At 61.1% G+C, this 25,017-nt stretch carries 19 protein-coding genes and 1 pseudogene; 11 read left to right on the top strand and 9 right to left on the bottom strand.

What is annotated here, in order from left to right:
• Positions 1-16: 16 nt before the first annotated feature.
• Together ACTG2O_RS00320 and gshA are read left to right on the top strand one after the other, a co-directional pair.
• A complete protein-coding gene (locus tag ACTG2O_RS00320) occupies positions 17-2,830 on the top strand; it encodes a M16 family metallopeptidase (RefSeq protein WP_107683770.1) in 2,814 nt (937 codons plus the stop codon).
• A 61-nt stretch (positions 2,831-2,891) separates the two neighbouring features.
• On the top strand, positions 2,892-4,490 hold the full coding sequence (gshA, locus tag ACTG2O_RS00315) for a glutamate--cysteine ligase (protein ID WP_005340500.1): 1,599 nt from the start codon (positions 2,892-2,894) through the stop codon (positions 4,488-4,490).
• 81 nt (positions 4,491-4,571) lie between these two features.
• On the opposite strand, the pseudogene ACTG2O_RS00310 reads toward gshA, so the two are convergent.
• Positions 4,572-6,367, bottom strand: a pseudogene (locus ACTG2O_RS00310) (AMP-dependent synthetase/ligase).
• A 227-nt stretch (positions 6,368-6,594) separates the two neighbouring features.
• Here ACTG2O_RS00310 and ACTG2O_RS00305 point away from each other — a divergent pair.
• The gene (locus tag ACTG2O_RS00305) at positions 6,595-7,098 is read left to right on the top strand and encodes a hypothetical protein (RefSeq protein ID WP_371155262.1); all 504 of its coding nucleotides are present in this window, start codon (positions 6,595-6,597) and stop codon (positions 7,096-7,098) included.
• A gap of 38 nt (positions 7,099-7,136) precedes the next feature.
• On the opposite strand, the gene rimI is transcribed toward ACTG2O_RS00305, so the two are convergent.
• Together rimI and ACTG2O_RS00295 are read right to left on the bottom strand one after the other, a co-directional pair.
• A complete protein-coding gene (rimI, locus tag ACTG2O_RS00300) occupies positions 7,137-7,586 on the bottom strand; it encodes a ribosomal protein S18-alanine N-acetyltransferase (protein ID WP_439975201.1) in 450 nt (149 codons plus the stop codon).
• Between the two features lie 118 nt (positions 7,587-7,704).
• The gene (locus ACTG2O_RS00295) at positions 7,705-8,139 is read right to left on the bottom strand and encodes a DNA polymerase III subunit psi (protein ID WP_236284973.1); all 435 of its coding nucleotides are present in this window, start codon (positions 8,137-8,139) and stop codon (positions 7,705-7,707) included.
• A gap of 314 nt (positions 8,140-8,453) precedes the next feature.
• Here ACTG2O_RS00295 and ACTG2O_RS00290 point away from each other — a divergent pair, with 314 nt between their 5' ends.
• The 4 genes from ACTG2O_RS00290 (at position 8,454) to ACTG2O_RS00275 (ending at position 13,603) form a co-directional block, all read left to right on the top strand.
• The gene (locus ACTG2O_RS00290; RefSeq protein ID WP_236284975.1) at positions 8,454-10,067 is read left to right on the top strand and encodes an ATPase RavA domain-containing protein; all 1,614 of its coding nucleotides are present in this window, start codon (positions 8,454-8,456) and stop codon (positions 10,065-10,067) included.
• A gap of 9 nt (positions 10,068-10,076) precedes the next feature.
• A complete protein-coding gene (gene viaA, locus ACTG2O_RS00285; protein ID WP_263084714.1) occupies positions 10,077-11,531 on the top strand; it encodes an ATPase RavA stimulator ViaA in 1,455 nt (484 codons plus the stop codon).
• Positions 11,532-11,755: 224 nt separating this feature from the next.
• Positions 11,756-12,301, top strand: a complete 546-nt coding sequence (locus ACTG2O_RS00280) for a hypothetical protein (protein ID WP_439975200.1) — start codon at positions 11,756-11,758, stop codon at positions 12,299-12,301.
• A gap of 21 nt (positions 12,302-12,322) precedes the next feature.
• Positions 12,323-13,603 carry a tetratricopeptide repeat-containing diguanylate cyclase gene (locus tag ACTG2O_RS00275; RefSeq protein WP_439976639.1) on the top strand — a complete coding sequence of 427 codons (1,281 nt, stop codon included), beginning with the start codon at positions 12,323-12,325 and terminating at the stop codon, positions 13,601-13,603.
• Positions 13,604-13,744: 141 nt separating this feature from the next.
• Here the strand turns inward: ACTG2O_RS00275 and ACTG2O_RS00270 are convergent, their stop codons facing one another.
• Complete coding sequence (locus ACTG2O_RS00270; RefSeq protein WP_139402495.1) at positions 13,745-14,467, bottom strand: SDR family oxidoreductase; 723 nt, start codon at positions 14,465-14,467, stop codon at positions 13,745-13,747.
• Between the two features lie 429 nt (positions 14,468-14,896).
• Here ACTG2O_RS00270 and prfC point away from each other — a divergent pair, with 429 nt between their 5' ends.
• Positions 14,897-16,486, top strand: a complete 1,590-nt coding sequence (prfC, locus tag ACTG2O_RS00265; protein ID WP_085942070.1) for a peptide chain release factor 3 — start codon at positions 14,897-14,899, stop codon at positions 16,484-16,486.
• Positions 16,487-16,735: 249 nt separating this feature from the next.
• Here the strand turns inward: prfC and ACTG2O_RS00260 are convergent, their stop codons facing one another.
• Both ACTG2O_RS00260 and mdtH read right to left on the bottom strand, forming a co-directional pair.
• Complete coding sequence (locus tag ACTG2O_RS00260) at positions 16,736-17,647, bottom strand: bifunctional helix-turn-helix transcriptional regulator/GNAT family N-acetyltransferase (protein WP_236284980.1); 912 nt, start codon at positions 17,645-17,647, stop codon at positions 16,736-16,738.
• Positions 17,648-17,786: 139 nt separating this feature from the next.
• Positions 17,787-18,983, bottom strand: a complete 1,197-nt coding sequence (mdtH, locus tag ACTG2O_RS00255) for a multidrug efflux MFS transporter MdtH (protein WP_005340523.1) — start codon at positions 18,981-18,983, stop codon at positions 17,787-17,789.
• 92 nt (positions 18,984-19,075) lie between these two features.
• On the opposite strand from mdtH, the gene ACTG2O_RS00250 reads away from it, so the two are divergent.
• Entirely contained in the window at positions 19,076-19,969 is an 894-nt protein-coding gene (locus tag ACTG2O_RS00250; protein ID WP_005349020.1) for a LysR family transcriptional regulator, read from the top strand.
• 32 nt (positions 19,970-20,001) lie between these two features.
• On the opposite strand, the gene ACTG2O_RS00245 is transcribed toward ACTG2O_RS00250, so the two are convergent.
• A complete protein-coding gene (locus tag ACTG2O_RS00245) occupies positions 20,002-21,777 on the bottom strand; it encodes a M4 family metallopeptidase (RefSeq protein WP_236284982.1) in 1,776 nt (591 codons plus the stop codon).
• 346 nt (positions 21,778-22,123) lie between these two features.
• Here ACTG2O_RS00245 and ACTG2O_RS00240 point away from each other — a divergent pair, with 346 nt between their 5' ends.
• Both ACTG2O_RS00240 and rimJ read left to right on the top strand, forming a co-directional pair.
• A complete protein-coding gene (locus ACTG2O_RS00240; protein ID WP_005340529.1) occupies positions 22,124-22,678 on the top strand; it encodes a GNAT family N-acetyltransferase in 555 nt (184 codons plus the stop codon).
• Complete coding sequence (rimJ, locus tag ACTG2O_RS00235) at positions 22,678-23,229, top strand: ribosomal protein S5-alanine N-acetyltransferase (RefSeq protein ID WP_019444980.1); 552 nt, start codon at positions 22,678-22,680, stop codon at positions 23,227-23,229. The genes ACTG2O_RS00240 and rimJ overlap by 1 nt, the downstream gene beginning before the upstream one ends.
• A gap of 62 nt (positions 23,230-23,291) precedes the next feature.
• Here the strand turns inward: rimJ and ACTG2O_RS00230 are convergent, their stop codons facing one another.
• Both ACTG2O_RS00230 and ACTG2O_RS00225 read right to left on the bottom strand, forming a co-directional pair.
• Positions 23,292-23,540 (bottom strand): hypothetical protein, encoded by a 249-nt coding sequence (locus tag ACTG2O_RS00230; protein WP_005340533.1) that lies wholly within the window; start codon positions 23,538-23,540, stop codon positions 23,292-23,294.
• A 309-nt stretch (positions 23,541-23,849) separates the two neighbouring features.
• Complete coding sequence (locus ACTG2O_RS00225) at positions 23,850-24,899, bottom strand: oxidoreductase (RefSeq protein WP_439975199.1); 1,050 nt, start codon at positions 24,897-24,899, stop codon at positions 23,850-23,852.
• Positions 24,900-25,017: the final 118 nt, after the last annotated feature.

The following is a 25,017-nucleotide window of genomic DNA, read 5'->3' as shown; positions in this document are numbered from 1 at the left end:
CACTCACGAGGTTACCGTGAACAAAGTCATACCTTTAACGATTCTGCTGGGCTTCACCCTGCCGGTGCTGGCGGCACCGACCCTGATCGCCGAACAGGGCAAGGAGGAGGGCAAGCTCGCCATCCCCTACCAGATGTACAAGCTGGACAACGGCCTGACCGTGATCCTGGCCCCCGATCGCTCCGATCCGCTGGTGCACCTCGATGTGACCTATCACGTCGGCTCATCCCGCGAGACGGTCGGCAAGTCCGGTTTCGCCCACTTCTTCGAGCACATGATGTTCCAGGGCTCGAAACACGTCGGTGATCAGGAGCATATGCGGATCATCAACGAAGCCGGTGGCGACATGAATGGCACCACCAACAAGGACCGCACCAACTACTACGAGACAGTGCCTGCCAACCAGCTGGAAAAAGTGCTCTGGCTGGAGGCGGATCGGATGGGCTTCCTGCTCGATGCGGTGAGCCAGAAGAAGTTCGAGATCCAGCGCGCCACCGTCAAGAACGAGCGGGCCCAGCGGGTCGATAACCAGCCGTACGGGCTGGTGAGCGAGAAGGTTGGGGAGGCGCTCTATCCGCGTACTCACCCTTACTCCTGGCAGCCTATCGGTTACGTGGAAGATCTCGACCGGGTCGATGTGAACGACCTCAAGCAGTTCTTCCTGCGTTGGTATGGTCCCAACAACGCCACCCTGACTCTGGGCGGCGACTTTGACAGCAAGCAGGCTCTCGAGTGGATCGAGAAGTACTTCGGCTCCATCCCGCGCGGCCCGGACGTGGCCGAGCCGACGCCAAAGCCGGTGACCCTGCCCGAGACCCGCTACGTGACGCTGCAGGACAAGGTACACCTGCCGCTGCTCTATATCAGCTACCCCACCGTCTCTCTTGGCGATCCGCAGGAGCCGGCACTCGACATGTTTGCCGACGTACTCGGCGGTTCCGCCAGCTCCATGCTCTACCAGTCGCTGGTGAAAACCGGCAAGGCGATCGATGTGGGGGCGTCCCACTATTGCGAAGAGCTGGCCTGTACCCTGACCGTCTACGCCTACCCCAATCCGTCACAGGATGGCAGCCTCAAGACCCTCAAGGGGGAGGTGGACAAGGTGATCGGCGAGTTCGCCCAGCGCGGCCTCAAGCCGGAAGATCTGGAGAAGGCGATCGCCAAGTACCGCGCCTCTGCCATCTGGGGGCTGGATAGCGTCTCCGGCAAGGTGAGCCAGCTCGCCATGGGTCAGGTGTTTGCCCAGGATCCCAACTATGTGTTCAAGACTCTCGATGCCATCGGCAAGGTGACACCGGAGCAGGTGAAGGCCGCCTACGACAAGTTCATCGCGGGCAAGCCGGCGGTGGTGCTGAGCGTGGTGCCCAAGGGCAAGACCGAGTGGCAGGTTGCCACCCCGAACTTTACCCCCGCCAAGCGCGAGCTGCCGGATTACAGCAAGCATGACGAAGCGCTGGCCGAACGACCGGTAAAAGACAATTTCGATCGCAGCGTGCAGCCCAAGGCGAGCGAGGCGGTGAGCGTCAAGGTGCCCGCCATCTGGCACGGCAAGCTCGACAAGAACATCGAGATCATCGGCACCAAGAGTGACGAGATCCCCGCGGTCTCCATCATGATCGCCCTGCCGGGCGGCATTCGTGCCGAAGATAAGGGGCAGCTTGGACTGGCCAATCTGACCGCCGCCATGATGGGGCAGGGCACGGTGCGCCTGACCGAGGCTCAGCTGAGCGATGAGCTGCAAAAGCTGGGCTCAAGCATTGATGTCTCCAGCGCCCAGTACAACAACCTCATCACCGTCAGCTCGCTGGCGGACAAGTTGCCCCAGACCCTGGCGCTGGTGCGCGAGGTACTGGAGCGCCCGGGCATGCGGGAGGCGGACTTCGAGCGGGTCAAGGCGCAGCTGCTGCAAGGGATGCAACAGGCCCAGCAGCAGCCCGAGTGGCTGGCCGGGCAGGCGTTCCGCGAGCTGGTCTACGGCAAGCAGAACCGCCTCGGTCAACCTACCGACGGGGTAGCGGCTGATGTGGCCAAGCTGACCCTGGCGGACGTGAAGCACTTCTATCAGGCCTACTACAACCCCACCAACGCCAAAGTGGTGGTGGTCGGTGATGTGGGCCAGAAGCAGATCGAGGAGCAACTTGGCTTCCTGACCGAGTGGAAGGGGGCCACGCCGACCCTGGGGGATCTCAAGCTCAAGGGTGAGCAGGCCAAGCCGGGTATCTATCTGGTCGACAAGCCGGGGGCGCCCCAGTCGGTGATCCGTATCGGCCGCCGTGCCATGCCGTTCGATACCACGGGGGATTACTTCACCGCAGGGCTGATGAACTTCAACCTGGGTGGCAACTTCAACAGCCGCATCAACCTCAACCTGCGCGAAGACAAGGGTTACACCTACGGCGCCAGCTCGGGTTTCTCCGCCAACCGCGAGGTGGGCACCTTCGCCACCGGCGCCAATGTGCGGGCCGATGCAACCGTCGATGCCATTCGCCAGTTCCTCAAGGAGATGGACAACTACCGCAAGAGTGGCCCGACGCCGGTCGAGCTGGCCTATATGCGCAGCGCGGTCTCCCAGCAGGATGCCCTCTCTTACGAGACCTTGGGCCAGAAGGCGGGCTTCCTGCTGCAGATGGTGATGTATGACCTGAAACCGGACTATGTGCAGGCCCAGAACAACCTGATCAAAACGGTGTCGCCCGAGGCGCTGAAGGCCAGTGCGGCCCGTTGGCTCAATCCGGCCGACATGGTGATCGTGGTGGTGGGAGACAAGCAAAAGCTTGAAAAACCCCTGAAGGAGCTTCATCTTCCCATCTATCCGCTGCAGTTGCCGTAACTGACGCTTTATAAAAATCAAGAGCCGCCCCGGATGGGGCGGCCTCACATGAGCCGTGAATATGACTACAACAAGCTTGTCGCTCACCGAGTTGCTGAATGCGTTGGGATCACCGGAGCGCCTCACCGCGCTCAAGGGGATCCGGCGCGGGATCGAACGTGAATGCCTGCGCATCACGCCGGATGGCCGACTCGCCCAGAGTGACCATCCCCGGGCGCTGGGCTCGGCCCTGACCCATCCCAATATCACCACCGACTACTCGGAGAGCCTGCTGGAGTTCATCACCCCGGCCACCGACTCCATCGACAGCCTGATGGAGCAGCTCGGCGACATCCATCACCATGTGATTCAGCATCTGGGTGACGAGCGGATTTGGCCGCTCTCCATGCCCTGCTTCGTCGGCGGGGAAGAGAGCATCCGACTGGCTCAGTACGGCAGCTCCAACATCGGCAAGATGAAGACCCTCTACCGTCAGGGCTTGAAGAACCGCTACGGCAGCCTGATGCAGGTGATCGCCGGGGTGCACTTCAACTTCTCCATGCCCGACAGCTTCTGGAGCGAGTGGCAGGATCTGGTGTGCGAAGGGTGCTGCAGCCAGCGCTTTATCTCCGACAAGTACATGGGGCTTATTCGCAACGTCTACCGCTTCGGCTGGCTGGTGCCCTATCTGTTTGGCGCCTCCCCGGCCATCTGCGAATCCTTCCTCAAAGGACGCAAGAGCAACCTGCCGTTCGAGAAGACCGGCAAGGGCACCCTCTATCTGCCTTACGCCACCGCGCTGCGTCTCTCCGATCTTGGCTATACCAACAGCGCCCAGGCGGGGCTCAAGATCAGCCACGACAATCTGCCTGCCTATGTCAGCAGCCTGCGCCGCGCCATCAACACCCACAATCCCGACTTTGCCAAGATCGGGGTCAAGGTGGATGGGGAGTATCGTCAGCTTAACGACAACGTGTTGCAGCTGGAGAACGAGCTATACGCCCCGATCCGCCCCAAGCGCACCCCGCGCAGCGGCGAGAAGCCCTCGGATGCGCTGGATCAGCGCGGCATCGAATACATCGAGCTGCGTACCGTGGACGTCAACCCCTTCACCCCGCTCGGCATCGACGCCGACCAGATCCGCTTCTTCGACCTGTTCCTGGTCTGGTGCCTGCTGCGCCCCTCTCCGGTGCTGAGTGACGAGGAGATTGCCCGCAACCGCCGCAACCAGAACAAGGTAGTGCTGGAAGGGCGTCGTCCCGGCCTGACGCTGGAAGATGAGCAGGGCAATGCCATTGGCCTGAAAGAGTACGGCCTCAAACTGTTCGACGAGCTGGCTCAGGTGGCCGACTTGCTGGATCGCTGCTGCGGCCGCAACCGCTATCGCGAGACGCTGGCGATGCACCGCGAGAAGCTGCTCAACCCCGAGCTCACCTACTCCGCCCGCATGCTCAAGGAGCTGCTGGAGAGCGGCAAGGACAACGGCTGCTACGGTGACAAGCTGGCGACCCGTTATCGCGAGGAGCTGCTGGCAGGGGAGCTGCAGTACTGGGATGAGGCCTACTTTGCCGGTGAGGCGAAGGATTCGCTGGCCAAGCAGCGCGAACGCGAGCGCAGCGACAGCCTGTCGTTCGATGACTTCCTGGCCGACTACTTCGGTACCAGTACCACCACGGCCTGAAGGCGGGTGCGTACCAACCAAAGTGCCAACAAAAAGCCGCTCGAGTGAGCGGCTTTTTTATTCCTCTGAGCCTGAGCGATATCAGACGTGGTTATACATGGCCTCGATTTCGCTCTGGTACTTGGCCTCGATGATCTTGCGGCGCAGCTTCATGGTGGGGGTCAGCTCACCCAGCTCCATGGAGAAGGCGCTCGGCAGCAGGGTGAACTTCTTCACCTGCTCGAACTTGGCCAGCTCTTTTTGCAGATCGGCGATGCGGGCTTCGAAGAACTCCATTACCCGGGAGTGGCGCAGCAGCTCGGTCTTGCACTGGTACTGCAGGTTGATGGAGCGAGCGTACTCCTCCAGCGACTCGAAGCAGGGCACGATCAGCGCCGAGACGAAGTGGCGGGCATCGGCGACGATGGCGATCTGCTCGATAAAGCGATCCTTGCCGATGGTCCCTTCCACCAGCTGCGGGGCCACGTACTTGCCGTTGGAGGTCTTCATCAGCTCCTTGAGGCGCTCGGTGAAGTAGATATTGCCCTGGCTGTCGAGCTCACCGGCATCGCCGGTACGCAGGAAGCCATCCTCGGTCATCACTTCGGCGGTGGCGTCCGGCTTGTTGTAGTAGCCGCGCATCACGGTCGGGGAGCGCACCAGCAGCTCGTTGTTCTCACCCAGCTTTACTTCGATGCCGTTCAGTGCCGTGCCGATGGAGCCGAGCTTGAACTGGCTGTCTTCGTAGCAGCAGACAGTGGCGGTGGTCTCGGTCATGCCGTAGCCGTACTTGAGATTGAGCCCCATCGCCTGGAAGAAGAGGTTCACATCGTCGGCCAGACGGGCGCCCGCTACCGGCAGAAAGCGGGTGCGGCCGCCAAAGCGGGCGCGCAGCTTGCGAAACACCAGTCGCTCGGCAAGCCAGAGCTGGCCGTAGAGCAGCGGGGAGGCGGACTTGCCCGCCTGACGGGTGGCAACCATCTGCTTGCCGACCTTGGTCGCCCAGCCAAACAGGGCGCGGCGCAGAGCCGGAGCCTGAGCCACCTTGGCCTGGATCATGGCATAGGCCTTCTCGTAGAGGCGCGGCACGGCGCACATCACGGTCGGCTGCACTGCACCTCGCCAATCACATCCATCACCTTCTGTGGATCGCGGATATAGACGTTTTCGGCACCACAGTAGAGCACGTAGTAGCTCCAGGCCCGCTCGAACACGTGGCTGAGTGGCAGCATGCAGAGCGACACATCCTGCTGATTGAGGTCGAGGCGGCTGTTGTGCATCTCGAAACAGGCGGCGATGTTGCTGAAGTCGAGCATGACCCCCTTGGGCTCGCCTGTGGTGCCGGAGGTGTAGATCAGGGTCAGCAGATCATCCATCTGGTACTGGGTTTCCCGTACTCGCAGTTCCTGCTCGCTGGGCTGATGGTTGCCGGAGACCAGAAATGTCTGGAAGTGACTCGCCTGCTCGCAGCCGCGCAGATTGATGTTGCCATCGAGAGCGACGATCTGACGAATTTCGCCGTTTTGCAGCAGGGTCAGCGCCTGATCGAACTGGGGTTGTTCGCCAACGAACAGTACCTTGATGCCGGCATCTTTGACGATGTAGCGCAGCTGATCGAGCGTGCTGGTTGGGTAGATAGGGACGCTGACGCCGCGGGCGGCCAAGATGCCGAGATCGGCCTGGGTCCATTCCGGCATGTTGCGGGCATAGATGCCGACCATCTCGGTTGGCTGGTGGCCGGCACGGATCAGCGCCTGTGCGCAGTAGTCCATGGCCTGGCCCAGAGTACGCCAGCCGATGGCGCGCCACTGGCCATCTTGCTGAACCCGCAGGGCAGCCTTGTTGCCAAGCTGGGCAATACGTTCACGCATCAGTCGAACCAGATGAAGCTTCGGCATCAGTTAAACATCCTTTAATTACAGTTGTACGCCCGCGAGGGCACTAAAAATCGGGCTAGAGTTTAAACTCCAACATTACGGCTTACAAGTGTTCGCCGTTTGTCTTGGATCACAAAGAGCGCAAATAGCTCTCCCTTTGCGCAGACTGGCCGATACTGCTAGGAGGCAGAGAGAGGGTTAACGATATGAATCTGTGGGTGAAAGGGGCGTTGGCCGCGGTCGGGCTGATGGTGGTGGGGGGCGCTGCGTTTTGGTTCTTTGCCGGAACGTCATCACAGGGGCCCGCCAATCCCTGGTATCAGGGGGCCGAGGGGTATCAGCAGGCGCAGCAACAGGCGCTGGCGTTGGGCTATCCGCTGCTCTATGTGCTGGAGACCCCCAAGTGCCGCCGCTGCGGCGATCTGGAGAAGAAATTCTGGCAGAGCAAGGAGATGGCAGGCCCGCTTGCCCGGCTGGTGAAGGTGCGGCTCAACCCGGGCAAGGGGGATGGCAGCGAGCAGATCCTGCGCCGCTTTCCCAAGGTTGCCACACCGCCCGGCATCTATATCCAGCAGCCGGGGCAGCCCCTCAGACCCATCAAGATAGTGGTGGATATCGATCAGATCTGGATGCCGGGAAAAACCTGGCAGCGTGGCTTCTATATGCCGCTCTCCGGTGCCGGATTCGAGGCGGTGGTGCATACCACCCTGGCCTTGCAGGATCCCGCGCTGGATAACGCCCCCCTCGATTGAGGGGGGACAAAAGGCTTGGGCGCGACGAACAGGCTGGATCAGCCGAAATCGAACAGTCGCGACATCAGTACCGCATCTTCCCTGTCGTTGCCGGTGCCGTAGTAGTCGGCGCGGCGGCAATATTCGGCAAAACCGGCGCTCTCGTAGAGGTTGATGGCGGTCTGGTTACCGGCCCGTACCTCGAGAAACCAGGCCTCTGCCCCGGCTTGCTTGCTGCGCGCCAGATAGGCCTGCAACAGTGCTCGTCCCAACCCCTTGCCCTGAAACGCCGGATGCACGCAGATGTTCATCAGCGAGCTGTCACCGGCCACCAGATCCGAGATATAGAAGCCCGCCGGGGAACCATCGACCAGCATCAAGCCGTTGAAATAGCGAGGGCCGAAGCAGGAGAGCAGGTTGGCCTCACTCCACGGCTCCTTGTGGGCGGCTTGCTCGATGGGGTAGACAAGGTCGAAATCGCTCTCGAGCAGGGGACGAAACTCAGGCATGGGGGCTCCGGATGGCAAGATGTTGGGCACTGGGGTTAGCAGAGGTTGCAGAGGCGGCATTTGTAAAATCAGGTAAAAAGAGCGGCATCACAGTGGGACTTGGCGGCATGATGCAGGATCACGCCGCGCTGGCCGCAAGGTGCTGGCGCAGCTGTTGCCACAGGGCGCGCTTTTGCGCGGCGCTGGGGGCGAGCGGGCAGATCAGCGCATTTGGCCGCTCGGGGTTGGCCTCCGTCAGCCAGAGCAGAGGGGAGGCGCCCGCCGATTGTAGATCGGCAGGCGGCAGCTCGCTGAGCAGTGAGACCTCGTCGGGGGTCATGCCGAGCAACTGGCAGATATCCGCCAGCAGCGTGGTGGCAGGCAGCTGAGGCGCCAGCAGCCAGAGTTTGCCGCTGGGCAGCGGAGCGCGGGTGGCCGGTGCTGTCTGGTCGGGCTGCACGGTATCTTGCGCAAGCTCGGGAGCGGGAGCTGCGCCCAGCAATGCCGGACGACGCAGTTGCCAGCTTTGAATGCCCATGCGGGCCAACATGCTCTGACGAACGGGATCTTGCATTTGAGGCGACTCACTCTTGATCTGCATTGGGGAAAATTGTGTTGCGCAGGGTACACTCGAACCGCTTTTGCTGCACCCTTTGCAACGCATCATCTGGCGCATGCGGGCATGGTGCTCATCACGACACTGGCTATGCATGGGCGCAGCACGCTGTCGATACGGTATCGCACTGCCTTTGCGTTTTTTCCTGCCAGAGGCGGGTATTGTGCGGCAAGAGATACCAGAATAAACATCATAACAAGACAAAACCCAAGGTCGAGCAAATGGATATCGCGCCTTGGGGCTAACATCATCCCAGCTTCGGAACACTCTCTATGTCGTCTTTAGCTCAAGCCCAGAATCCTGCGCGTCTTATTCCCATCCAGGAGCGCTTGCCCCGGCTGCTGGCCGCCCTCGGTGAGGGACTCTACGAACGGCAGGATGCCTTGCGCCTCGGTCTGCTGGCGGCCCTCAGCGGTGAGAGTGTCTTCTTGCTGGGGCCACCCGGTATTGCCAAGAGCCTGATCGCCCGCCGCCTCAAGCTGGCCTTTCACGACGCCCGCCACTTTGAATACCTGATGACCCGTTTCAGTACGCCGGAGGAGGTGTTCGGCCCCCTCTCCATTCAGGCGCTGAAAGAGGATGGCAAATACCTGCGCCTCACCACAGGTTATCTGCCAGAGGCTGAGGTGGTGTTCCTCGACGAGATCTGGAAGGCCGGTCCCGCCATCCTCAACACCCTGCTCACCGCCATCAACGAGCGGCAGTTTCGCAACGGAGACAGCCAGCACCCCATCCCGATGCGCTTGCTGGTGACTGCTTCCAACGAGCTGCCGGCACCGGACAGCGGGCTGGAAGCGCTCTACGACCGGATGCTGGTGCGGATCTGGATGGACCGGGTGCAGGAGAAAGCCAACTTTCAATCCATGCTGGCCAGCGATGGCCACGCCCACCAGAACCTGCCGGAATCCCTGCAGATCCGAGGGGATGAGTACGAGCAGTGGCAGAGCCAGATTGAACAGGTGCGTTTGCCGGATGCCTGTTTCGAGCTTATCTATCAGCTGCGCCAGCAGCTCGACAGTCAGCTGGCCCATCGCTGCTATGTGTCGGATCGCCGCTGGAAGAAGGCGGTACGGCTCATCAAGGCGAGTGCCTTCTTCAATGGCCGCGATGAGGTCGCACCGGTAGATCTGCTGCTGTTCAAGGATTGTCTCTGGCATGACGAGGAGTCCCGCACCGCCCTGCTGGAGATGATGACCGAATTCTCCCGTCTCTACGGCTATCAGCAACTGGCGATGACCCGTCAGCTACTCGCCCTTCGGGATCAGTTCAAACAGCTCAAACAGAGCGTGGCCCAGCGCCTTTGCACAAAGGCCCGCCAACGCAAGCAGTGGTTTGGCCGGCGGGCTCGGGGCATCGAGATCCCGCTTGCCAATGCCAGACCCTTTGGCAAGCAGGTGCACTTCCATCTGCTCACCCCGGCGCCGCTGGATGGCAGCGATCCCGAGCGTCTCACCCGCACCCTGGTGTTCGATCGCACCTTGCTCTCCCATTGGCATCCCACCGGTGAGGCGCTGGTGGGTTATGAGTTCGGCAACCCGAAAGAGGGGCATTACGAGCTGGTGCTGGACGATGAGCTGCGGCTGCAGGTGCTCGATATCCAGCGCCAGCAGATCCCGTTGGTGCTAATGGAGCGCAACGCCATCCCCGAGGTGGTGCTGGCGCCCTGGTTGCAGTCACTCGACGAGCAGCTGGTTCAGGTCGGCAAGGTGATGCAGATACTCAAGCAGCAGCGCAGCCTGTTCGAGCGTCACCAGCAACACCTCTTTATCGCCCAGCGCTGGCTGCAGCAGGTGGAAGACAGCTTCTTCGTGCTGAACCGGGATCTCGAACTGCTGCGTAGCGAGCTGACCCAGTGGCGCGAGCGGTTGCCAAGGCTGGACGAGTAAGGAGCGCTCATGCTTGAGATCGGCATGCTGGATCTGGGCCTTCTCATGGGAGAGGGCGAGCTGGCGGGAGAGGTGGTGGCGCTGCTGGCGGCCTCACCCAAGATTTCCGAATTTATCAAACGCTCCCCGCTACAGGGCAAGCTGCTGAAAAAGCGCCTGCAGAGTTGGGGCGAGCAGCTTGGTGAGGAGATCCGTCACAAGCCGGTGCCGGTGGCGTTGGAGCAGGAGTACCTGCTCTATCAGGCGCATCGGCAACTGCCGATGACCGAGCTGATTGGTCGCCTGCCCGGCTTGCTGGAGTCGCTGGAGCAGTACAGCCCCTTCGCCGGTGAGGCCAGATCCTTGGTGCGTCAGCTGACGGCCCACCCCACCGAGGGGCTGCGCCAGCTCTTTATCGACAAGTGGCGCGCCAGTCTGGTGGGAAGCCTGCTGCAACTGCAGCAGCAGATAGCCGAAGCGGAGCGGGAGAAGCAGCGTCAGGAGATTGAAGATCAGCTGCTGGCGAGCCGCACCCTGGCCGATGCCCTCGATCCCAACCAGATCTCCGCTGGTGGTCTTTGGGATCTGGCGCAGGGGCACTGGCACAAGCGCAGTCTGGTGCTGGTCAAGCAATACGCCCGCATGTTGCAGCGCGAGCCCTTGCTGGCGGAGATTGCCGGCCTGCTCGGGCGCAGCGAGCGGGATCGGCGGGCGCAGGAGCAACCTGTGCCGCCGGTTCAGGTGCTGGAGCTGGAGCCCGCTCCCAGCGATGATGTGCCGGACGACTTGGTAGGCATTCATCAGGCCAGCGATCTGATGCGGCTACTGCCAAGCGAGGCTGTGATGCTGGGCCTGCCCGAGCTGGAGCTGGAGTTCTACCGCCGCTATCTGGAGCGGCGTCTGCTCAGCTACCAGTCACGTGGCACCTTGCCGCGTCAACGCATCATGCTGCGCACTCCGGAGCAGGGGGGGCAGCAGTTGCAGCAGCGAGGCCCCTTTATCGTCTGCGTCGATACCTCCGGCTCCATGGGCGGCTATCCCGAGGAGTGTGCCAAGGCGCTGTTTCTGGCGTTGCTCAAGGTGGCGATGGATGAGAAGCGCGGCTGCTACCTAATGCTCTTCTCCACCGAGGTGGCGACCCTCGAGATCACCGCGGATACCGGTCTGGACAAGGCGGAGCGCTTTCTCTCCATGAGTTTTCACGGCGGTACCGATCTGGTGCCCTGCTTGGAAAAAGCGCTGGCCAAGCTCGATGATCCCGCCTTTGCCAAGGCGGATGTGCTGGTCATCTCCGACTTTATCGCCCAAAGCTTGCCTCATCTCCTGCTCGATCAGATGAACCGCTATCGCCAGCGCCAGACCCGTTTTCACGCTGTCGCCATGTCCCGCCACGCCAAGCAGGCGCTGTTGCGGGTCTTTGACAGCAGCTGGCTGCTCGATTGCGGCCTGCGTGGCCGGCTGCTGCGGCGCTGGCAGCACCACTAGTGACCGGGAGGGGGCAACCCCTCTTGAGTTGTTATCCCGCCCTCTTTTTCGCTGTGCGTCCCCGCTTTCATTCCAACGCGATGATATCGCAGTAAAATGTGACTAGCCTGCCATTCGGGCTCTCTGTCCGGGTGATAGCCTTTACAACCATTGTTACAGGGGAAAGATGGTGATTTTCCGGCATCGGCTTGCCCGATGATCTTTCCCATTGATCCGGAGTGTGTATGAGCCGACTTGCCTTGCTGCTGTTGCTGGCGGTGTTCGGGCTGGCAGCCAAACCCTTGTCCCCCGAGCAGTTGGAAAATGAACTGGGAGGGATGGAGCGGGTCTATCAGCCGATCGAGTTGCTGCGGGAGCGCGTTGCCCGTTTGCAGCGGGACGGCAACGCCTATCCGCCGTCGCAGCAGATGCGGATCAGTCGTCTGGCTTGCTGGGCTCAATCGGCCGATGACATGCAGGAGTCCCGTACCGCCATCGCCAATGCGGAGCGGATGCTGGCCATTGCGCGCGAGCAGGGTGATGACGCCGCCGTGGCGGAGCTGACGATTTGCCGCGGCTGGTTCAATCAGCTGCTCGGCGAGGTAGCGAAGGCTCGCCACGATTACGATGAGGGGCTGCGGCTGGCAAGAGAGGCCGCCGTGCCAAAGCTGGAGGCGCTGGCGCTGGCCCGCCGGGGGGCCATGCTGTCTTTTCAGGGGGTCTCAGGCCAGGGGCTGATGGATCTCACCAAGGCGCACAATATCTATGAGCAGCTGGGGTTGCCCACCTAGTATCACCAGGCGCAGCTCGAGATTGCAGCCACATTTCGTCGTATGGGCCTCTATGCCGAAGCGCTCGCCACCCTCAACCGGTTGAGCGAGCATTTTGCCAGAAGTCACGACGGGTTTGGCTCGGCAAGGTTAAGTGATCAACTGGCGATGGTCTATCTGCAGACCGGGCGTTATCAGGATGCGCTGGGCGAGCTTGAACGTAGTGCGGCCTTTTATAATCAGCCTCAATATCTGATTGAGCATGCCGAACGCATGGTGATGCAGGCCGAGGCTCTGCTTGGCCTGGATCGCCCCGCTGATGCGGGACGCTTGCTGGCACAAGCGGCGAAGGTGCTCTCTCCCGACGTTGACCCCATCCTCCATGCGCATCTCGAGCTGGTGCGGGCGAGGTTGATAGTCGAACAGCAGGAACCGGCGCCAGCCTTGCATGCGCTTGAGAAGATTGAGCCGATTTTGAAGGTGGAAGGGCACGTGCGCTTTTTGCTCGAGCTCTACTGGGTACGCAGTCGGGCGCTCGAGTTGCAAGGCGATTATCCGGCGGCACTGGCCGCATTGCGGGAGCATCTGGTGCAGGAGCAGCGGCTCGATCAGCTGTTACGGGAACAGAGCACGGCCTGGGTTCGCGGCGAGTTCGAGCTGGCACGTCAGGAGGGGGAGAACGAGCGACTGCGAGTCGAGCAGAAACTGCAGCAGCAGGAGCTGGAGCAGGTCAAGGAGCGTCGCTTCTGGCTGCTGGTGGTGATGGTGCTCTGCGGGGGACTGGCACTGCTGACGATGGGGTGGCTGCTTGATCGCAACCGTCGGATGCGTCGTCTGGCCTTTACCGATGAGCTGACCGGCATCAACAACCGCCGTCGGGTGCTGCGGCAGGGCAGCGATATGTTGGCGCAGGCTCGCAGGCAGGGCTCGCCATTTTGTCTGCAGGTGTTCGATATCGATCACTTCAAGCGGATCAACGATACCCTGGGCCATCATCAAGGAGACAGGGTGCTGCAATGGGTCTCTCGAGCGGCAGATCGTCAGCTGCGGCACCAGGATCAGTTGGGGCGTACCGGCGGAGAGGAGTTCTTGATCCTGCTGCCGGATACCAGCCTTGAAGAAGCGTGCCGGGTGGCTGAGCGGATCCGTCACTCGGTCGCCAACCGGGCGCTGCCCGGCATGTCGTACCCGGTAACCATCAGTATCGGATGTGCCTCTCTGCGAGACGATGATCAGGATCTGGCGGCCTTGATCCAGCGTGCTGACAATGCGCTGTATCGTGCGAAAGAGGCGGGGCGCAACCGGGTGGAAACAGACGAGTGACGGGCTGGGTATTGTCACTCACCAGGGTGTCATCGATATTGGGGAGCACTCTGATACGGCGATGGGACTCGTCCCCTGCGCTCGTTCTTGCCTGCGATGACAGATTGGCAAGCGCGAGCGCAGAAGACTGTCAGAAGGGCGTTAGGCCCAGGCGCTGCCGCCATTGAGGTGAAGCACCTCACCATTCATGTTGTTATTGCTCATCAGGAACAGCGCGGCCTGCGCATAATCCTCTCCCTCTCCCAAGCGTTTCAACGGCAGGCTTTGCGCCACGGCAGCCACTTTTTGTGGGTCATTGCCCAGCGCTTTAAGCAGCATGGGAGTGCGCATGGGGCCCGGGTTGATGACGTTGATCCGACGGGGGGTCAGCTCGGTAACCAGACTGTGAGCCAGCGTTTCAACCGCGCCAGCTGCAACGGCAGGGAGTGCCTTACCTAGTTGTGGGCGACGCGTCACCATCCCGGACGTGAGCACGATGGAGCCGCGTTCGGACAGTTTGGGTGCTGCGGCGCGGATCGCATGAACACTTCCCCAGAAGCGGCTGTCCATGTTGATTTTCAAATCCTCGATGGCAGCGGTGAGAAAGCTGCCTGGTCGCATGACGGCGGCGGTGATGACGAGATGATCCAGCGAATCCAGCTGGCTGAAAAAGTGATTGACGGAGTCGACGTCGAGAATATCCAGTTGATGGCCACTGGCATTTGGGCCCAGTTCAGCCAGCGCAGTGGCAAGCTGCTCACGGCTGGAACCGCCGATAATGACCTTGGCGCCTTGCTCGATCGCTTGTTGGGCGGTGGCCAGGCCAAGACCCGAGGTACCACCGATAATGACGATCTGTTGATTGTGCAGGGTGGAATGTTTCATGTAATGACCTCTCCATTATGTAGATACGATTTACATATTTGTAGCTGGATAGGGAAAGTCCAAGTATGAAAATTTATCAAGAGTGGTTGTTGCTGGCATGAGGAGGGGGCCAAGTCCACGTGGTCCGGATGCTGCCATCCGATTCGGAGTGTTTGATTTTCTGTTCAGTTGGAACCTGTGGAACGGCTGAGCGGCCAAATTATCATCTCTTGTCAGGCTGGGTATTTTTCACTCGCGCGGGTATAATGTCGCGCAATTTTGCTTTGACTCAGGCGAGAAGACCCATGTAACGCAACCCTCCTCCCTCTCTCCACCAGGTTGGCAACACGCCAGCTGGCGTGGCTTTCGTTGCGTATACATGTGCCGTGAGCGGCATTCCGGATTTATTCCCACGGTGGCTGATGCCACCGCTCAATAGAAGAACGTTGAATTATGTCAGCTGAATTTCTGAGTGAAGTCTCCAAGAGACGCACTTTTGCGATCATTTCGCACCCGGATGCGGGTAAAACCACCATCACTGAAAAAGTCCTGCTGTTCGGACAGGCCATTCAGCGCGCCGGTACCGTCAAGGGCCGTGGCTCGGGCCAGCACGCCAAATCCGACTGGATGGAGATGGAGAAGCAGCGTGGTATCTCCATCACCACCTCGGTGATGCAGTTCCCCTATGCCGATTGTCTGGTCAACCTGCTCGATACCCCGGGTCACGAGGACTTCTCTGAAGATACCTACCGTACCCTGACCGCGGTCGACTGCTGCCTGATGGTCATCGATGCCGCCAAGGGTGTTGAAGACCGGACCCGCAAGCTGATGGAAGTGACCCGTCTGCGTGATACCCCTATCCTCACCTTCATGAACAAGCTGGACCGCGAAGTGCGCGATCCGATGGAAGTGATGGACGAGGTGGAGCGCGAGCTGAAGATCATGTGCGCCCCGATCACCTGGCCAATCGGCTGTGGCAAATCCTTCAAGGGTGTCTATCACCTCTACAAGGATGAGACCTATCTCTACCAGAGCGGTCAGGGCCACACCATTCAGGAGAAGCGTGTAGTCAAGGGGCTGAACAACCCGGATCTGGATGCCGCCGTCGGCGAAGATCTGGCCCGGCAACTGCGTGACGAGCTGGAGCTGGTGCAGGGCGCCTCTCCCGAGTTCGATCACGATGCCTTTATCGCTGGCGAGATGACCCCGGTCTTCTTCGGTACCGCACTGGGTAACTTCGGTGTTGACCACATGCTGGATGGCCTGACTGACTGGGCGCCGTCTCCTATGCCGCGCAAGGCCGAGAGCCGCGAAGTGGTGGCGACCGAGGAGAAGTTCTCCGGTTTCGTATTCAAGATCCAGGCAAACATGGATCCGAAGCACCGTGACCGTATCGCTTTTATGCGTATCGTGTCAGGTACTTACAGCAAGGGCATGAAGATGCGCCACGTGCGTATCGGCAAGGATGTGAACATCTCCGATGCCGTGACCTTTATGGCCGGTGACCGTGAGCAGGCGGAAGACGCCTTCGCCGGTGACATCATCGGTCTGCACAACCACGGTACCATCCAGATCGGCGACACCTTCACCCAGGGTGAGGATCTCAAGTTCACCGGTATCCCGAACTTTGCACCGGAACTGTTCCGCCGCATCCGCCTGCGCGATCCGCTCAAGCAGAAGCAGCTGCTCAAGGGGCTGGTCCAGCTCTCCGAAGAGGGTGCGGTACAGGTGTTCCGTCCGCTGATTAGCAACGATCTCATCGTTGGTGCGGTCGGTGTGCTGCAGTTTGACGTGGTGGTTTCGCGCCTCAAGAGCGAGTACAACGTCGAGGCCATCTACGAGGCGGTCAACGTCTCCACCGCCCGCTGGGTGGAAGGGACCGACGTCAAGAAGTTCGAAGAGTTCAAGCGCAAGAACGAGGTCAACCTGGCCCTCGATGGTGGTGACAACCTCACCTACATCGCGCCGACCATGGTCAACCTGCGCCTGGCCCAGGAGCGTCACCCCGACGTGGAGTTCCGCCAGACTCGCGAGCACTGATAACGGTTTGTTTGCCTGTTGGCAGATAATCAAAGAGACCCCGCTTCGGCGGGGTCTCTTGTTTTGTGCCGTTTTGCCTGTTTAAGGAGGGATGCAGGGGGGAATTTTTCAGCATATACCAGTCGCAAGCAACCCTCACCCTAGCCCTCTCCCAGAGGGAGAGGGAACCATCAGAGGTCTGCCTGAAAGATCGCGGAAGTGTTTTGCCCCCTTCTCCCCTTGCGGGAGAAGGGTTGGGGATGAGGGGGGTTACCCCAGTGTCAGCACCATGCAGATCTCGCAATCCCCGTGGCCGGTGCAGCCAAGGGGGCCGGGCAGGTGTTCAAAGCCCAGTGATTCATAGAGGCTGGTGGCTTCGCGCAAGACCTCGGTCGTTTCCAGATAGCAGCGCTGATAACCAAGCGCGCGCGCCTCGTCCAGTGCCTGCAACACCAGCCGCTTGCCAAGGCCCAGTCCGCGCAGGGCGGGCAGAAAGTACATCTTCTGCAGCTCGCAGACTCCCTCTTCTCCCGCCAATGGCGCGATACCACCACCGCCGAGGATGGAACCGTCCGGCCCTTCGATGACCCAGTAGCGACTCTTCTCCCCCTGATAGCTCTGGGAGAGGGTATCGAGATTGGGATCGGATACCCCATACCCCTTGTCGGCGGTGAGACCATATTCGGCCGATACGGCGCGGATCACCAAGGCGATCTGGGCATTGTCCGCCGCCGTGATGGGGCGGATCTGGTAGCCCCGCTGGCGACGGGCGCGGGAGAGGGCGCTGCGATAGAGCCGCAGCCCTTGCCACAGCTGCTCCCGCTCGGGCAGGCTCAACTGCGCCAGCATCTCTTCCATCGTCCCGTCCATCTCCCGGTGCAACTCCAGCAGCATCCCCTGACCGTTGACAGTGAGGCGGGCCTCCTTGCTGCGCCCATCGGAGGGATGCGGGTGCCAGCTGATAAGCTCCCGCTCGGCGAGGCGCGCCAGCGGACGACTGGCGTTGGATTTGTCGATGTGCAGCTTTTCTGCCAGCTGCTGGTTGGTGGCCGGGGCGTTTTCCAGCTCGATCAGCAGGTGTGCTTCGATGGGGGTGAGGGCCAGATTGCCGCACTGCTGGGAGAGCATGCCGAGTTCGCGAACCAGATCGCGCGACAGGGCGCGCAGGGGACGGGGATCCATGTCGTGGTTTCCTTTTTAGTTGTGCATGACAACTAAAATAGCGTAAAAGTTGTAATTCGCAACCTTTTGCTGTGATGGCTTGCAGAATATGGGGTAAGCGGCAGCCCCGTTGATTGTGCTGCCGCTGGTGGGGCGGTCGTCAGGCGGCGGCTCTGATAGCCAGCTCTGGGCGGCGGGAGAAGCAGCGGGCGAGCAGCAACATGGTGGCGACACCTATGGTGCCCAGCACCAGCCAGGGAAGGGCCGGTTGTCCCTGTTGCAGCGAGAAGTCATAGAGGGAGCCGCCGCCCACATAGCCGGTCATGCCCCCCAGCGCCAGTCCGAGGCGGCTGAAGCCCATGTAGCTGCCGCGGGCTGTGGGGTTGGCCAGCCGGGTCATCAGGGTCTCCCGGGCCGGTTCGCAGATGATGATCCCCAGATAGAAGCAGGCCAGCAGCACGAAGATGCCGGAGAGGGTGCTGACAAAGGCGACCAGCCCGATCCCCACCGTCATCAGCAGGATACCCGCCATCAGCCGGCTCTCCAGCCGATAGCGCCGCTCGCTAAAACGGGCGATAGGGTAGAGCAGCGCCAGCGACAGCGCCGTTTCCAGGCTGTACATCCAGCCCACCGCCGTGGTGGTGCCGGAGAGCTGTTTGACCAGAATGGGGAAAATCAGCATCACCTGTACCCACAGCATGTAATAGCCGCTTAAGATCAGCACCAGTCGGCAGAAGGCACGATCCGCCAGCACTTGCCCCAACCCTTCCCGCATAGGAGTCGGTTTGACCGAGAGGCGGTAGGCGGGCAGCAGGGTCCAGTTGCACAGGGCCGCCAGGGTGAAGAGTCCGGCGCCCAGCAGGCAGACGTAGGTGAAGTCAAAACGCAGCAGCCAGCTGCCGAGCAGCGCACCGGTGACGGCGCCTGCGCTCTCCAGCATCATCAGCAGGGAGATAAAGCGGCCCCGCTCATGGGGACGGGTAAATTTGATCACCAGTGCGGCCCGGGGTGGGTCGAACAGGCAACCGCCCAGTCCGGAGAGGAAGCAGGAGAAGATCAGCATGGCGCCGCTGTCGGCCCAGGCCAGGGTGGCGAAGCCCACCGCCCGCAGCAGCATGCCGGTGACAATGAGCGGGCGGGCACCGAAGCGGTCGGCCAGCGAACCGCCAAAGATCCCCAGCCCCTGCTGGGTCAGCTGGCGCAGGCCGAGGGCCAGCCCCACCAGACCGGCCGCCCAGCCGAGTTGATCGACGAAGCGCAGGCTGATCATCGGCATCACCACAAAGAAACCCAGGATCACCAGTGTGGTATCCAGCGCCAGAAACCAGCGTCCCCAAAACCTCGCCCTATCGACCATAACGCCCTCTCATTCACAGATACCTTCATTCTGGAGAGGGTTTAGATATAGTGGTAGACGACAACTACCTATATTTCATATCAGGATTATTTATGTCTATGGATCTGGACGATCTGCAACTGCTGCTGGATGTGGCCGAGCTGGGCAGCTTCAGTCAGGCGGCGGCCATTCGTGGCTGGTCACAGCCGCTGGTGAGCCAGCGGATTGCCCAGCTGGAGGAGAGCCTCGGGGCGCCGCTGTTTCAGCGTCATCGACGCGGGGTGACGCCGACCCGTGCCTGCGAGGAGTTTCTGCCATCGGCCCGCTCTGCGCTAGCGATCCTGAGCGAAGGGCGGCTGGCACTGCAGGGGGCACCGGCGCTGCCTTGTATCCGTCTCTCCAGCCTGCCCTCCCTCACTTCGGTGGTGTTTGGCTCGCTATTGATGGAGCTGGTGGACGAGCCGTTCGAGATCCGCTGCACCACGGATCACTCCGGCGAGATCATGCAGTCGCTGCTGACCGGGGAGGCCGATATCGGCTTTGTGCTCAAGCGCCCGCCGGTTGCTGGCCTGCAGATGGAGCTGCTCTGCTGCTCTCCCATCATCGCAATCGCCTCGCCATTGCATCCGCTGGCCGGTTGTCACGGCCTCACCCTGGAGGATATTGCCGACCAGCGGCTGGCGCCCCAGGTGTGGGGGCCGGGGTGTGACGTCTTTATCCAGCAGTTGCGGCGGCTACGGAGGGCGGCCAGCCCCCTGCATGCGGTGCAGCCGGCCAGTGCGGCGCGTGATCTGGCGCTGGAACACGGGTTTATCACCCTGATGCCGGAGCTGGCCATCAAGCGGGATCTGGAGGTGGGGCGGCTGGTCAGGCTCGATGTGCGCAATCTGCCGCAGGAACATTGGGATGTGATGATGGCGTGGCGCGGTGGCAAGCGGCCCAACCCGGCTAGGGAAACCGTGTTGGCCACCGCTCGCACGCTGGCGAAACGGTGGCGCAATGAGTAGAGCGATGCGGGACAAGGCCCGCATCGGGTGGATCAGTAGCTGGCCTTGAGGGTCACGCCACTGAACGCGGAAAACCCTGACAGCTGCACATGCCAGGTGCCCGCTTTGGGATTGGTGAACGAGCAGCTTTCGTTATTGCCCCCCTTGTAGGGGCGGCAGTCGTAACTGCTGCTGGTGGGGGCGCTGCCAAAGCGGACGTAGAGGTCGGCATCACCGGTACCGCCGCTGCTGCTGATCTGCAGCGACCTGGTGCCCGCCGGCACGTTCAGGGTGTAGTTGAGCTTGCCACCCTTGCTGGCGGCAAGGTTGCTTACCGGCACGCCGTTTTGCAGCACGTTGTCGCTTGGTGGCGGCGTGCTGCCGCAGCTGGCATCGACCCCGACGGTCTGGAAGGCCCGTGCCACATCCGCCTGACTGTAACCCAGGTCGGCGGTCGCCCGGCTGACGCCGCAGGCCCCTTGCTGGTAGTTGGTGTTGGCGCCCCAGTAGAGGCGGTTGGCCAGCAAGAACACTTCAAATGCCTTGCGGGTGTTCCAGCCGCTGCTGGTGGCGAGCAGGTAGAAGGCGCGGTTGTAGACCCCGGAGCTGTGGTGTACATCCATCCCCTCCTGATAATCCGCGGCATGGCCGATGGATCTGCCATCCCGGGTCGGATCCTCGAAGTAACGCAGGGAGCCGTTTCCCTTGAATATCTGCGCCCCGACCAGCCAGTCGTTGCTCCCCTTCATGTAGAACTCTGCCGCTTCCCCCGCCATATCGGAGAAGGCCTCGTTGATGCCGCCGGATTGTCCTGAATAGACCAGCCCGGAGTTCTGCTCGGTAAAGCCGTGGCTCACCTCGTGGGCCGCCACATCGAGGCTCACCAGCGGGTGGAAGGTGGTGGCGCCGTCACCGAAGGTCATCTGGCTGCCATCCCAGAAGGCGTTCTCGTAATTCTTGCTGTAGTGAACCCGCATCTTCAGTTTGAAGGTGAGGGGCGCCGTGTTGTACCAGTTGCGGTACATGTCGAACACCACGTTGCCGAAGTAGTGGGCGTCGTTGAGGGGCGAGTAGGCGCCGTTGATCTCCTTGACCCGGTTCTCCGGACAGGTGAACTGGTGGATGGCGCCGCCTGAGGTGGCGTGGTTGAGGTTGATGGTATCGACGTTGGGGCTGGTCATCCGGCAGTTGTCATCCACGATGAGCGGACCAAAGTCGGTGCCGTAGACGTATTTGCCGGTCTTGATGTTGCCCCCCGGGCCGGTGGCGTCCTTGTGGTTGATCCCCTCCCAGCGTTTGAGCTCCTCACCGCTCTGGGCATCAAGAATGACGAAGGGGCGGCTTGGCTTGTCACCTTCGGCGATGAAGGAGACCTGATAAACCAGCCGGGCCAGCCCGTTCTCATCCTGCATCACGTAGAGTTTGACCTGCTCGTTGCTCCCCTTGCTGCCCGCCTTGGCCTTGCTGGCGGCATCCTGTGGAGATAGGGTGGCGACCGGGCTTGCCACATCCTGATCGATCTGGCGCAGCATGCGCCCGCTGGCCTGTTGCAGCTGGCCGTTCAGGCTCTTGTCAGCAACGACTACCTGACCCATTACCGGGATGCCGTTCCAGACCTGCTCGTAGCGGATCCGCTGCTGGCCGTTGGGCAGCTTGACCACCCGCACCTGACGAAACTCGCCATCTTCCAACTGCAAGGTACCACTCGCGGCACTGAGGCCTGTCATGGCCCGGATGCCGTTTGCCGTTACGTTGATCTCTACCTCTTGCGCCGCCAGTGCGGCGCTTCCCCAGCAGGCCAGCGCAACGGCCAGATAAATTTTATTCATCTCTTCTTTCCTTAAATCGATGAGGTTGATAAACCGACCGAAGGTCGGGCGTTTTGAAGCTAGTGCCGGTGGGGGAAAGTGCCCCCTGTCAAAAGTGACAGCGCAGCACAAAGGGGTAGCAGGATCTGCCAAAGTGCCGTTTGGGGGTATTCGTCGGCGCCATGTGGAGAGCATTATCCGGTTTCGGACACCCACCCTCCTCTTTTGAGGGAGGAGAGTACGTGCGCTGTCACCCTCTGCGAAGCCTGCCGGAGGGGGGCCGTAAAAGTGGCTGGCGCGGCCAGTGGCGATTGGCTACATTGGGTGCTGATTCGCTATTTGATCACTGATTTGAAAGGAGAATCCCATGTTTTCATGGCAGTTGGACGACGAGCTTGCGCTGCTCTTCTTGCAGCCCGATATGGCGAGCGAACTGTTTGCCCTCTGCAATGACAACCGGGAGTACCTCTCCCAGTGGCTACCCTGGCCGCCACTGATCCAGCGCCCCGTCGACAGCGCCCTCTTCATTCGCAGTGCCATCGAGAAGTTCGCCCGGGGCGAGGGGCTCACCACCGCCATCGAGTATCAGGGGGAGGTGGTGGGGGTCATAGGTTACAACAGCATCGATCACGACCTTGGCAAGGTGGTCATCGGTTACTGGCTGGCGGAGCGCTGGCAGGGTAACGGTATCATCACCCGGGCCTGTCAGGCCCTGATCCACCACGCCTTCGAAGAGATGGGGATGGAGAAGGTGGAGATCAGCGCTGCCACCGATAACGAGCCCAGCAGGGCTGTTTGTGAACGGCTCGGGATGCAGCTGGAGGGGGTGACCCGGCGCGCAGAGCGTCTGGGCAACCGGATTGTGGACCATGCCCACTACAGCCTGCTGCGCGATGAGTGGCTAAGACAGCGGGAGTCCTGATGGCGCTGCCACATATCAAGACGGCCCGTACCCACCTGACCATATTGTCGCCGGATCAGGCCCCCATGATGCTCGACTTCTACCGGCGCAACCGCGCCCATCTCGCCCCCTGGGAGCCGCTTCGGGACGAGCAGTTTTACACCCTCTCTTACTGGCATGCCCGGCTGCAGGACAGCTACAGCCAGTTCTTCAACGGCACCGGCGTCAATCTGGTGGCCCTCGATCCGGCTGGCGAGCGGGTGATCGCCACCTGCAACTTCAGCAATATCCTGATGGGGGTCTTCAAGGCGTGTCATCTGGGCTATGCCATCGACCAGCAGCATCAGGGACAGGGGGTGATGGGAGAGGTGCTGTCAGCCGCCATCGACTACCTGTTTCGGGAGCACGATCTGCATCGCATCATGGCTTGCTATATGCCAGCCAATCAACGCAGTGGCGCCTTGCTGGAGCGGCTCGGCTTCGAGCGGGAGGGATTCGCGCGGGCGTATCTGATGATCAATGGCCGCTGGGAGGATCACATCCTCACCTCGCTGATTAATCCGGCCCCCTGAGCGACAGATAAAAAAACGGGCCCGAAGTTGCCTTCGGACCCGTCTTCGAATGAGGTGCAGGCTTAGTTGGCCTTGGCATCGCTCACTGCAGCTTCAACCTTGGTAGCGGCTTCGGTAGCAGCTTTTTCTACGGTTGCAGTCGCTTCGGAGGTGGCCTTCTCTACGGTAGAGGTGGCTTCGCTAGCGGCTTTTTCTACAGTGGCAGCAACTTCGGCGGCCGGAGCAGCAGCAGGAGCGGCAGCTTTTTCTTCTTTCTGACCGCAAGCAGTCAACATCAGACCCAGGATACCGGCTACCAGTACTTTGTTCATGTGCATTCCCTCAAAAAAAGATGGAGAGATGGTCTGTGCAACCATCACAGCGCCCACCGTTGCCCGGTATTGAAACAAGAAGCCGGGAGGCAGCAGGCGGGCGCAATATAGCCCCATTAGTTACCGATGAAAACGGATATCACAATGACATTTTTTCGTGCCGTGGATAAAAAGCTCCACTGCAACGACTGATATCAATACAAGATGCCGTTAAATGGCACTAATTGCACAATAAAACACCGCTTTGTTGCCATCTTGTGGCGGTTTAACAAGGTAAAGGTTGGTCAAGCGCGGCCGATGACCCGCACCTTAGTCAGACAGCTTCTGACAGGGCAGCCGTTTTCCCTCAAGGTGGCTCTGACGGGCCAGATCCAGCAGCGCCATCACCGCCAGCGCTTCACTTGCTGGCACCAGATTGCTTCCCTCCCCCTTGATGGCGGCGCAGACACCGCGATAGTAGGCGCCATAATCCCCCGCCTCACCCACCACGCTCTGCTGCTGCAACTGACCATCGACAATGCGGCTGAGCTGACCGGGTTCACTATCAATGCCCCAATCCGCCGCCGGTGGCCGCTTGCCCAGTTTGAGCTGATCTTCCTGCACATCCATACCGAATTTCACGAACGAACCCTGGCTGCCGTGAATGACAAAGCGCGGCATGGTGGCCGAGACCAGACAGCTGCCATGCAGAATAACCCGCAGAGCACCGTAACCCAGCACCACATGGAAGTAGTCGTCCGCCAGTGCGCCGGGGCGTTGCTCGGCCAGATCGGCCTGCAGCCAGTCCGGCTGGCCGAACAGCTGCAGCGCCTGATCCAGTACATGGGGGCCGAGATCGAACCAGAGGCCGGAACCCGGGCCACCCGCTTCGCGCCAGCGCTGGCGCACTTCGGGGCGATAGCGATCGAAGTGGGATTCGAACTGGGCGATCTGCCCCAGCGTCCCTTCGGCAATCAAACGGCGCACGGTAAGGAAATCCCCGTCCCAACGACGGTTGTGGAAGATACTGAGCAGCCGCTGCTGCTTTTCGGCCAGTTCGACCAGTGCTTGCGCCTCGGTCAGATCCAGTGCAAAGGGCTTGTCGATCACCACATGTTTGCCTGCCAGGAGCGCCTGGCGGGCGAGGGGGGCGTGGGTGTCGTTGGGGGTGGCGATCACCACCAGATCGACGGTCTCATCGCTTAGCACCTCCTCCAGTGAACCGACCCAGCAGCCGGGCAGATCGGCCTGCACCTTGGCGGCATCGCGGCTTACCACCCAACTCAGGGACAAGCCCGGCGTGGTGGAGAGGAAGGGGGCGTGGAAGGTCTTGCCTGCAAAGCCATAGCCCACCAGGGCTGCGTTGAGAGTGTGGCTCATCGGGAGTTCTCCGCTGACATCGAGTGAGTGGGGTTGCCATCGCCGGCTCTCTGCCGGATGGCCATACGCTGTAAAGGCGATACAAACGAGAAGGGGGCCGATGGCCCCCTGAGTGTGC

It is taken from the genome of Aeromonas sp. 61P, from assembly GCF_051919545.1.
Lineage (GTDB): Bacteria > Pseudomonadota > Gammaproteobacteria > Enterobacterales > Aeromonadaceae > Aeromonas > Aeromonas veronii.
This window is presented reverse-complemented; position numbering and strand designations above follow the sequence as displayed.